11 protein-coding genes are annotated in these 9,128 nt (G+C 59.6%); 4 read left to right on the top strand and 7 right to left on the bottom strand.

Features of this window, described 5'->3' with window-relative positions; genetic code table 11:
• Positions 1 to 327: 327 nt before the first annotated feature.
• Positions 328 to 762 (bottom strand): RDD family protein, encoded by a 435-nt coding sequence (locus tag M5J09_RS12355; RefSeq protein WP_042531661.1) that lies wholly within the window; start codon positions 760 to 762, stop codon positions 328 to 330.
• Positions 763 to 891: 129 nt separating this feature from the next.
• On the opposite strand from M5J09_RS12355, the gene glnA reads away from it, so the two are divergent.
• The 3 genes from glnA to M5J09_RS12340 all read left to right on the top strand — a co-directional run bounded on the left by glnA (position 892) and on the right by M5J09_RS12340 (position 4,269).
• Positions 892 to 2,325 (top strand): type I glutamate--ammonia ligase, encoded by a 1,434-nt coding sequence (gene glnA, locus M5J09_RS12350; RefSeq protein ID WP_070538327.1) that lies wholly within the window; start codon positions 892 to 894, stop codon positions 2,323 to 2,325.
• 231 nt (positions 2,326 to 2,556) lie between these two features.
• Positions 2,557 to 3,144 (top strand): hypothetical protein, encoded by a 588-nt coding sequence (locus tag M5J09_RS12345; RefSeq protein WP_257158068.1) that lies wholly within the window; start codon positions 2,557 to 2,559, stop codon positions 3,142 to 3,144.
• A 147-nt stretch (positions 3,145 to 3,291) separates the two neighbouring features.
• Positions 3,292 to 4,269 carry a hypothetical protein gene (locus M5J09_RS12340; protein WP_257158067.1) on the top strand — a complete coding sequence of 326 codons (978 nt, stop codon included), beginning with the start codon at positions 3,292 to 3,294 and terminating at the stop codon, positions 4,267 to 4,269.
• A 21-nt stretch (positions 4,270 to 4,290) separates the two neighbouring features.
• On the opposite strand, the gene M5J09_RS12335 is transcribed toward M5J09_RS12340, so the two are convergent.
• Together M5J09_RS12335 and M5J09_RS12330 are read right to left on the bottom strand one after the other, a co-directional pair.
• Positions 4,291 to 4,860, bottom strand: coding sequence for an META domain-containing protein (locus M5J09_RS12335; RefSeq protein ID WP_257158066.1), 570 nt, complete (start codon positions 4,858 to 4,860; stop codon positions 4,291 to 4,293).
• Positions 4,861 to 5,089: 229 nt separating this feature from the next.
• Complete coding sequence (locus M5J09_RS12330; RefSeq protein ID WP_257158065.1) at positions 5,090 to 5,683, bottom strand: META domain-containing protein; 594 nt, start codon at positions 5,681 to 5,683, stop codon at positions 5,090 to 5,092.
• Positions 5,684 to 5,789: 106 nt separating this feature from the next.
• On the opposite strand from M5J09_RS12330, the gene M5J09_RS12325 reads away from it, so the two are divergent.
• Positions 5,790 to 6,164, top strand: coding sequence for a hypothetical protein (locus tag M5J09_RS12325; protein WP_257158064.1), 375 nt, complete (start codon positions 5,790 to 5,792; stop codon positions 6,162 to 6,164).
• On the opposite strand, the gene M5J09_RS12320 is transcribed toward M5J09_RS12325, so the two are convergent.
• The 4 genes from M5J09_RS12320 to thrC are packed head-to-tail and all read right to left on the bottom strand — an operon-like array spanning position 6,143 to position 9,117.
• Positions 6,143 to 6,676 (bottom strand): NUDIX domain-containing protein, encoded by a 534-nt coding sequence (locus tag M5J09_RS12320; protein WP_144793184.1) that lies wholly within the window; start codon positions 6,674 to 6,676, stop codon positions 6,143 to 6,145. The genes M5J09_RS12325 and M5J09_RS12320 overlap by 22 nt on opposite strands.
• An 18-nt stretch (positions 6,677 to 6,694) precedes the next feature.
• On the bottom strand, positions 6,695 to 7,531 hold the full coding sequence (locus M5J09_RS12315) for a S1 family peptidase (protein WP_257158063.1): 837 nt from the start codon (positions 7,529 to 7,531) through the stop codon (positions 6,695 to 6,697).
• Positions 7,524 to 7,667: a hypothetical protein gene (locus M5J09_RS12310; protein WP_186302195.1), complete on the bottom strand. Its 144-nt coding sequence runs from the start codon at positions 7,665 to 7,667 to the stop codon at positions 7,524 to 7,526. The genes M5J09_RS12315 and M5J09_RS12310 overlap by 8 nt, the downstream gene beginning before the upstream one ends.
• 4 nt (positions 7,668 to 7,671) lie before the next feature.
• On the bottom strand, positions 7,672 to 9,117 hold the full coding sequence (gene thrC / locus M5J09_RS12305; RefSeq protein ID WP_257158062.1) for a threonine synthase: 1,446 nt from the start codon (positions 9,115 to 9,117) through the stop codon (positions 7,672 to 7,674).
• Positions 9,118 to 9,128: the final 11 nt, after the last annotated feature.

Below are 9,128 nucleotides of genomic sequence, written 5' to 3'. Positions count from 1 at the left end.
CTCGGCACGGGAATCTGCAAGACTCTGCTGGATAAGGAATGGCTTTCCCGCAGGGGTCGTACCCGGGCCGTGCGTCTCACTCCCGCCGGGCGGGCAGCGCTCAACGACGCGGGGATCTCCCTCGATTCCCCATCACTGTCATAGAATAGGCCGCCGGCAGCGGTGAAAACTGTTTCACCGCCATCCACGCTGCTCCCGCCGCATTGAGGGCATACATAAGTGCCAGGTGCGGCGCCTAGCTTTCCAAGATGCCATTTGCTGGACGCCATCTGCCCAATTCCACGTATGGTGTGTTGTGGACACGGCCCGGTTGGCACCGGACAGGTTTTAGGCCATGATGACGGCGGTGCCAGTGGCGCGGTCGTGGAGGCCACGGCCATCGGCGTCCACCATTGCGGCTGGGAAAAGCACACCGGTGAGCAGCGTGCGGACAGCAGCGCGCCAGAAGCCCACAGTGGCACCCGGCTCATCCAGTCGGGCCACGCCCATCCCAAGAATGAGCATCCCCGGGGTGCGGGCAAAGAGCCAGCCGCACACAATGCCCATGACAGCCCAGACCGCATAGCCAAGAAAGGCAGGCCCGCCAAGAGAACTGGTGAATAGCTCAAGAAGGTTCGCTATGAGCATGGCCAAAAGCCAATCTATGAGCACGCCCCCTGTGCGGCGCATCACGGAGGCGAGTGCACCTGCCCCCTCCTTGGGGAGGCCGAGATCCTTTCCGGGCCACTCCCCCGGCCCGAAGCCATCTTTGTTGTCTGCCATGCCCACCAATCTAGTCGGCGGGCGGTAACGGGATGAAATTTCCCATTGCCTACCCCACCTGCCCCAGTGGTGGGCTCACTACCTGTAAACTGATCGGGAGTACTACAGGTCAACCAACAGGAGACAACCGTGTCCTTCGAGACAATCCAGGACGTCGTCAAATTCATCAAGGAAGAGGACGTCAAGTTCGTTGACATCCGCTTCACGGACGTTCCCGGCGCCGAGCACCACTTTTCCATTCCAGCAGATGAGTTCACCGAGGACGCGGCCGCTGAGGGCCTCGCTTTCGATGGCTCCTCCATCCGCGGATTCACCACCATCGATGAGTCGGATATGACCCTCCTGCCGGATCCGACCACGGCTTTCGTGGATCCGTTCCGCACCGCGAAGACCCTGAACATTAAGTTCTTCGTCCACGATCCGTTTACTCTCGAGTCGTTCAGCCGCGACCCGCGCAACATCGCCCGCAAGGCCGAGGAGTACCTCGCTTCTACCGGTATCGCCGATACTTGCAACTTCGGCGCAGAGGCAGAGTTCTACATCTTTGACTCTGTTCGCTACGGCACTGAAGTGCACAACGGTTTCTACGAGGTGGACACCGATGAGGGCTGGTGGAACCGTGGTTCCGAGACCAACTTCGATGGCACCCCGAACACCGGTTTCAAGACTCGCGTGAAGGGCGGATACTTCCCCACCGCGCCCGTCGACAAGCACGGCGAAGTCCGCGATGCCATGGTGCAGCAGCTACAGAAGGCCGGCTTCGCCATTGAACGTTTCCACCACGAGGTAGGCAGCGGCCAGAACGAGATCAACTACCGCTTCGACTCCTTGCTGCACGCGGCGGATGATATTCAAACCTTTAAGTACATCATCAAAAACACCGCTGAGCAGTACGGCAAGACCGTCACCTTCATGCCGAAGCCGCTGGCTGGTGACAACGGTTCTGGTATGCATGCCCACATGTCCCTGTGGAAGGACGGCCAGCCGCTCTTCCACGATGAGGCTGGCTACGCTGGGCTGTCTGACATGGCCCGCTACTACATCGGCGGCATCTTGGCCCATGCACCGGCTGTTTTGGCGTTCACCAACCCAACGCTGAACTCCTACCACCGTCTGGTTCCAGGCTTCGAGGCCCCGATCAACCTGGTGTACTCGCAGCGTAACCGTTCTGCTGCTATCCGCATCCCGATTACCGGCTCCAACCCGAAGGCCAAGCGCATCGAGTTCCGTGCACCGGACCCGTCCGGTAACCCGTACCTGGGTTTCGCTGCCATGATGATGGCCGGCCTGGATGGTGTGAAGAACCGCATTGAGCCGCACGCTCCGGTGGACAAGGACCTCTACGAGCTGCCGCCGGCAGAGGCTGCGTCCATCCCGCAGGCACCGACCTCCTTGGAGGCCTCCCTGGCTGCGCTGGAGGAGGACAACGACTTCCTGACCGAAGGCGATGTCTTCTCTGAGGACCTTATCGAGACCTACATCGAGTACAAGCGTGAAAACGAAATCGCGCCGTCTCGCTTGCGTCCGACTCCGCTGGAGTTTGAGATGTACTACGACTGCTAAATCTCGCAGGATTCCCTGGTCTGGCCGTTTGGGCAGGCCAGGGATTTTTCATGTGTTCAGCGGACGGCGAATTCTAAGGGTGTGTGGAACCAGCGCGTCACTCAACCCAAAATGGCACATTATAATTCACATGCCAGTGTCCACAGCTTGGTCCGGCGAACTCACCCGGGACTCTTTTGGGCGAGTAGAAATAGAAGCACACGGCAACTTCCCCATGAAAAGGCAAGCAGTATGAAAAAGCACACCCTCATTCTCGCCGCTACAGTTCTCGCCGTCGCTGGATGCAGCAGCCCCAGCGAAGAAACACCACACCCCGTCCCTTCTACCTCTAGTGCGCTGTCCGGCAGTACAACCTCAACCTCGCCAAACTCCACCTCGGAGGAAAGCTCTATCCAAGCCGAAACCTCCACCTCAGACCAAGCCCGAACACCGGATCCCACAGTCCCAGACAACGCTCGACAGGAAAAGGACGCCCCGAGTGCGGAGCCGACCGTTGTTGAGTGTCTCGACGGATCCCCCGGCTCTGCCCGCTGGTCAGACGGCTCAGTTTCCTACTCCCAATGGTGCTTCGACGCTCAAGAGGAAGAACAGGTCCTGGACGATGAACACCAGCCCGCCCCAGTAGATAGTAAGGAATGCGTAGGCTCGGCAGCAGAATGCGGCTACGGCACCGCTGACAATGGCGCACGTAACCCCACCTCAGGAGAAATACAGACCTACCACGGCTGCCAAGATGGATACATCACTGACCCTGCCCTGTGCTCTGCGGTAGAAGAGGTAGTCCGAGCTGCCGACCCGGACGGGACAATCTACAACTAGGCAAGGGGTCGCCGGTCACGCATCTCCACTTTCAGCCACGCACGACACACCGCCTTGTGTCCTCAGCAACTGCGTACAACAAATCAGTGAAAACTCACCGCGCTTTTGGCCTTCAGGATGGGGCGTACAGGATCGAAAGAAACTACTATGCCATCTGTGACTGATAGATTCCGCCAATTGCCGCCGCCTGGCCCCGCGTGGGGAGGCAGCCTCATGGGTACGTCGATCGTCTCTCGCCTCCTCGTTGAGGACGGCATCATGATCGGCTCGGCACTTTTTGCGGGTATCGCCTGCGTCATCTTCTTGGTGCTCACGATTGGCTTTGCGCACTACCGTCAGCCCAGCTTCGCACGCACCACGATGGCCGAATGGTCCATGTACTTCATTGGTATTTTGGCGCTCGGCGCGGCGCTGTCGGGTCTGACAGGCATGCCGATTTTCCGTCTCGTCGGTTTCTGGATTGGTGCCCCCGTCACCGTCATCACATGGGCCATTCAGCTCACCCGCTTCGATGGAGAGCCCCGATTTACGTGGGGTTTGCCGCTGGTGGGCCCGATGATTTCCTCTTCCGTCGCCGGTTTCTGCGCCCGCGACTACGGCCAGATCTACCACGTCATGGGCACCGCCTTCTTTGCCATGTCGATTCTGACGGCGGTACCAACGTTCATCCGTGTCTACTGGGCCGCCTGGCACGGCAAGGTGAACCTCGAGGGCGCGAATTCCGCCACCACGTGGGTTCCGCTGGGCGTGGTGGGCCAGTCCACGACGGCAATGCAGATCCTGTATCCAGGCAAGTTCTCGGTGTACTACGGCCTCACCGCCATGGTGATTGCCATTCCCCTCGCGCTGTGGGCAATGGCAAAGTTCTACCCCAACATTGCTCGGTGGACCGAGTACACGCCAGCATGGTGGGCGTGCACCTTCCCGCCGGGGACGGTGAGCATGGGAGGCCATCAAGTCGCGCTTGTCAACGGCTCTCAGCTTTTGGATCTCATCTCCCTAAGCCTGCCTATTTTGCTCATTGCTCACTGGACAGCGTGCTCCAGCCGCTTTGTCAGCTGGGCTATCGAAGGCCGCCGAATTGCTGAGAACGCAAAAGAAGGTGGCCAGCCCGTCGCGCGCTAGCCACCGTACAGCGCAGTTTATTTACTCCGCAGCTTTAACAAACTGAATGACCTGGCCCTGAGCGGCAAAAGCAATGGTCGAGTCATCAATGACGTAGACCTGCGGCTTGGTCATGACAAGATTGAATGCCCGTGCATCCTCCATGACGGACTGTTCGCAGCCCATTTTCGTGGTCATCACGTCCTTCAATTCCACGGTGCCAGTCTTCTCATTGACCGTGTACGTTCCGCTGCCGCCATTGCAACCGTCATCAAGGCCAACGGTGCCGTCTTCCTGGAAGCCGATGGTGATGTTCTTGTTCTTCTTGGCTTCAAACGGGCCGTCGAGGAGAACCTTGTTGGCCTCATCGGCGGAAAGTGGCGCCTTCAGGCCCTCGACATCGTCGATCTTTTCAACGAGGCCGGATCCCTTCTCATCATCTTGGCCGCCAAAGATCTTGGAGCTCAGCTGTGCGAACTGGCTGGAGCTGGAGGCGAAGGGGTTGGTGGGGGCAGATTCCACAGCACCAGCAACGCCGGTGCCAAGGGCGCCGCAGGTCAGTGCTGCGAACGCGGTTGCAATGGTCGCTTTCTTGAGTGTGTGTGTCATCATGGTTTCACCCTAAATAGCACCGCACTCACACCGCAAGGCTTTTGATGAGTTTGCGCGAGAACTTTATACTTTCTCCAAGGAAAGCATTTCCTCCTAGGCAGGCACCCCGCCGCAATTGATGGTCATCACCCGCGCTCTTCCGGTGCTCGTGATGGCCTAGCATGCTGCCCCTCATGGGGCAGAAAAGAAGCGGCCAGCCTGTTTTAGGCCGACCGCTAGTGTCGAATTTTTACTTGCCCTCAGACTTGACAAACTGAATGACGATGCCCTGAGCGCCGAGAGCGTAAGTGGAATCGTCAGCGGGGAAGACGGCGGGTTTTATATCCAGAATCGACTTGAAATCCTGGGCATCAGCCATCACCGGCTCTTCACACGCCATCCTGGTTTCAGCGAGATTTTCAATGACGATAGCGTTGGTCTGATCAAAGTGGTAGGTGCCCGTGCCCTGATTGCAGCCGTCATTGAAGGACAGGGTGCCGTCCTTGTCGAAGGTGATAGATACGGCATCGTTCTTCTTCGCCGTGAAGGTTCCTTCAATAGCCTTCTGTGCTTCATCGGCCGGAAGCACATCCTTTAGACCCTCGACTTCCTCATACTTCTCAATGAGGCCGGAGCCCTGCTCGTCGCCCTTGTTGCCTTCCTGGCTGCCATCCTTGTGGCCAAGGATGGTGGAGCTCAGCTGCAGGAGGTCACTGGAGCTCGAGCCAAGGGGGCCGGTGGAGGTCGGCTCGGCCGCGCCGGCCGCGCCGGTGCCGAGAGCACTTCCGGTCAGCGCGACAAAGGCGGTGGCAATGGTTGCTTTCTTCAGTGCGTGTGTCATCATGGCTCCACCATAAGAATGACGCAGTCCACACATCAAGCACATTCATGAGCCTCTGCTAATACTTTATAATTCCCCCAAGGAAACTACCTTCATCCCAAGGTTAGCCATGACGCCCCCAGTAACCTTCATTGCCCTCGACCACGCCAACGTTGACGCTGTGCGGGAGGTGCTCAGAGGCCTCCCGCGCGAGGGCGTCTACCTGCGCCGCGGGCAGCTCCTGCTGGAGACCTCCTACTTGGGGCCAGGTGCGCGAGATGTCTACGCCACTGCGTGGAGCTATGCGCTTGGCGACGTCCCCCTCTTCCTCACCCTTTCCTCCCACGGGCGCCTGCTGATAACGGTGGCGGAGCGGGTCATCGTGGGCGTCGACAAGCACAGCCCCTGGATTACTAAGGAAGAACTGGAAGAGTCCATCGTGGATGGTGAGGTCATTGTCGTCACCGAATCTGCGGAGCTGGCTTACTGGTTACGCTTGACGTAACCCATCCGCGGGCGAAAACCCTGGGGGTGTTTCATCTGCGCTACCGCATCGCCGATGATCATGCGGTGGCGAGCGCTGACGGACGTTGGCATCTGCGCCACGGAAAACCACTGCGCATCAAGATTTTCGTCGTCTGACACGACAGGCTCGGCATCATCCGGAACGGACACGCGGATAGCGGTATCCATAAACATGCACTGATCCCCGTTGGGAAAAGTCACGGGCCCAACCTGGCCCACACCGAGGAGGGCTTCGATACGACCATCGAGGCCGATTTCTTCCTTAACCTCCCGCAGCGCCGTCGTAGTGATCTCCTCCCCCGGCTCACAAATACCGGAGACCGGAGCCCAGTTTCCGTTATCAGCGCGTTGGGCCAAGAGCACCGACGGCAGCTCCCAGATAGCTGAGCCAGTTGGCACCGCACGCACGATCACCGCGGTGACGGCGGGAAGAAAAAGCTGGTCGTGGCCAATTTTCTCACGCAGGGACAGAATATAATCAGGAGTGGGCATGGACCTTATCCTAATGGGTCACAGGTTGTCCAGAATCTCCGGGAGGACTGCTTCGATGTCCGCGGCCACGGTGAAGGACATTTCGGCGCCAGCACCGTTCGCACAATCAACACCATCGATGTCCGCATCCGTCGTGCCCGATAGCACCCCCACGATGATGCCCTCCTGCGGCGTGCCCGGCGCGCCGTACACCGGCGCACCGGAGTCGCCGCGGGCCGAGCACGCTTGCGCCCGCGCAGAAACGGTATCCACCGTGCGCTCAGCATAGGTGAGCTTGCCAGGACCTTCGCGGTGCGTTAGTTGCCCGCAGGTCTCTCCTGTAATGCGCCCTAGCTTGCACACCTCCGCAGGCAAGGCGCTCTCCCCCGCCGCAGCTACGGAGGTGGGCATGTCCTGTGGGGAGTAAAACTCCGCCTGACGGGAGATCTCTACGAGGGCGAAGTCCAGCCCATGCGTGTCTGGGGCAGACAAGTCCGAATAGATAATGCTGCCCACCGGATCGGCAGGGTACGTAAACTCCCCCTCCGCATTGCCGGCCCACACCGTATCGCCGGGCTCGCCGCAATGGGAAGCGGTGACGGCGATCGTGCGGGCGTCATCAAGCACAAAGCTCCAGGCCACCGTGCACAGGTTGAAATCAAAGTTCTCACCGGGCACGGGCTCACGGGAGCTGACGTCCAGGGCGGTACCTGGAGGAACCGGCGACGAGCCCGGGCTTTCTGCCCGTGGTGTCGACGGCACAACGGTTGTGTACGGGGCGCTGCCTGCCTCGGAGTGGTTATCCTCCGCAGGTACGCAGGCCGCCACCCCCAGGCTCATGGCGCACACCACGCCGAGGAGGATAAGCCTAGTCATCCTGCTCTGGGCTAGCCTCTTCCGCCTTCGCGTTCTTCTCTTTTTCCATCTCCGCAACCTGCTTCATGTCACGGATAAACTTTTCTGGATCAAACTCGGTGAAGTATTCCGGGCCTGAAAATTGCTCTTGTCCCATGGGTTTAGACCTCCGTGCTGCTAATCGACGCCGTAATGTAATCCTTCACCGCACCTGCGTCATTGGGCAAGTCCTTGACGTGGCGCTCGGCGTCCATGATGCCCGCGAAACGCTCGGGAACGTCCGGCTCGGTACCGATGGCCTCCGCGATGGTCTCAGAGAACTTCACCGGCAGGGCAGTTTCCAAGCACACGATGGGGCTCTCTACCCCATGCTCATCCTTAACCGCGCGGGCCACCTTGATGCCATCTGCAGTGTGCGGATCAACGAGGACATGGTACTTCTCGTGCACGTCCTTGATAGTGGCGAGGCGATCAGCATGTGTGGAAGCGCCGGACAGGAAGCCATACTCCTGGCGCGCAGCGTCGAGAACATCCTTGTCCACGCTAAAACCGCCCTCCTTGACCTTCACGCCGAAGAGCTCGCCGACCTGGGCGGCATCGCGGCCCAGCAGGTCGAAGACGAAGCGCTCGAAGTTGGAGGCGCGGGAAATATCCATGGACGGTGAGGAAGTCTTGTGTGTCTGCGCAGAAGAGCGCGGGCGGTAGCTGCCGGTGCGGAAGAACTCATCGAGGACGTCATTCTCATTCGTCGCGACAATGAGGCGGTCAATGGGCAAGCCCATCTGGCGAGCGATATGGCCCGCGCAAATATCGCCGAAGTTGCCGGTGGGCACGCTGAAGGAAACCTTCTGGGTATTCTCCGTGGTGACCTTGAGGTAGCAGTTGATGTAATAGACAATCTGCGCCATGAGGCGAGCCCAGTTGATGGAGTTCACGGCACCAATGCGGTGCTCCGCCTTGAAGGAGGCATCGGCAGACACGGCCTTCACCACGTCCTGGCAGTCATCGAAGACGCCGTCGAGGGCGATATTGAAGATGTTCGGGTCATCGAGTCCAAACATCTGTGCCTGCTGGAACGGCGTCATCCGCCCAGCCGGGGTCAGCATGAAGACGCGGATACCATGGCGGCCACGCATGGCATATTCAGCAGAGGAGCCGGTATCACCCGAGGTGGCGCCCAAAATGTTGAGTGTTTCACCGCGGCGTGCCAGCTCGTATTCGAAGAGCTCACCGAGCATCTGCATGGCCATGTCCTTGAAGGCGGCTGTGGGGCCTTCCGAGAGGTGACCGATGTGCAGTCCCTCCCCCAGCTCGCTGACGGGGACGATCTCCTCATGGGCAAACTTGGGGTAAGTGTAAGCGCGTTGCGCAATGCCCTCGAGGTCATCCTTCGGGATGTCATCCACGAAGAGCTTCAGCACCTCTGCGGCCAGCGCCGCGTAGCCGCCCTCCGCGAGCGTCTGACGCCACGCGGTCAGGGTGGCATCATCGATACGGGGATAGGATTCCGGCAGGTACAGGCCTCCGTCAGGAGCCAAACCTCCGAGGAGGATGTCCGTAAAGGAGGCCGGCTGGCGGTCGGTGTCTCGGGTCGAAATGTACTTCACCCCCTGCATCT

This window comes from Corynebacterium sp. BF-R-2 (assembly GCF_024586525.1).
Classification (GTDB): domain Bacteria; phylum Actinomycetota; class Actinomycetes; order Mycobacteriales; family Mycobacteriaceae; genus Corynebacterium; species Corynebacterium singulare.
The sequence above is the reverse complement of the archived record's forward strand: the minus strand, read 5'-3'. Positions and strand labels throughout refer to the sequence as shown.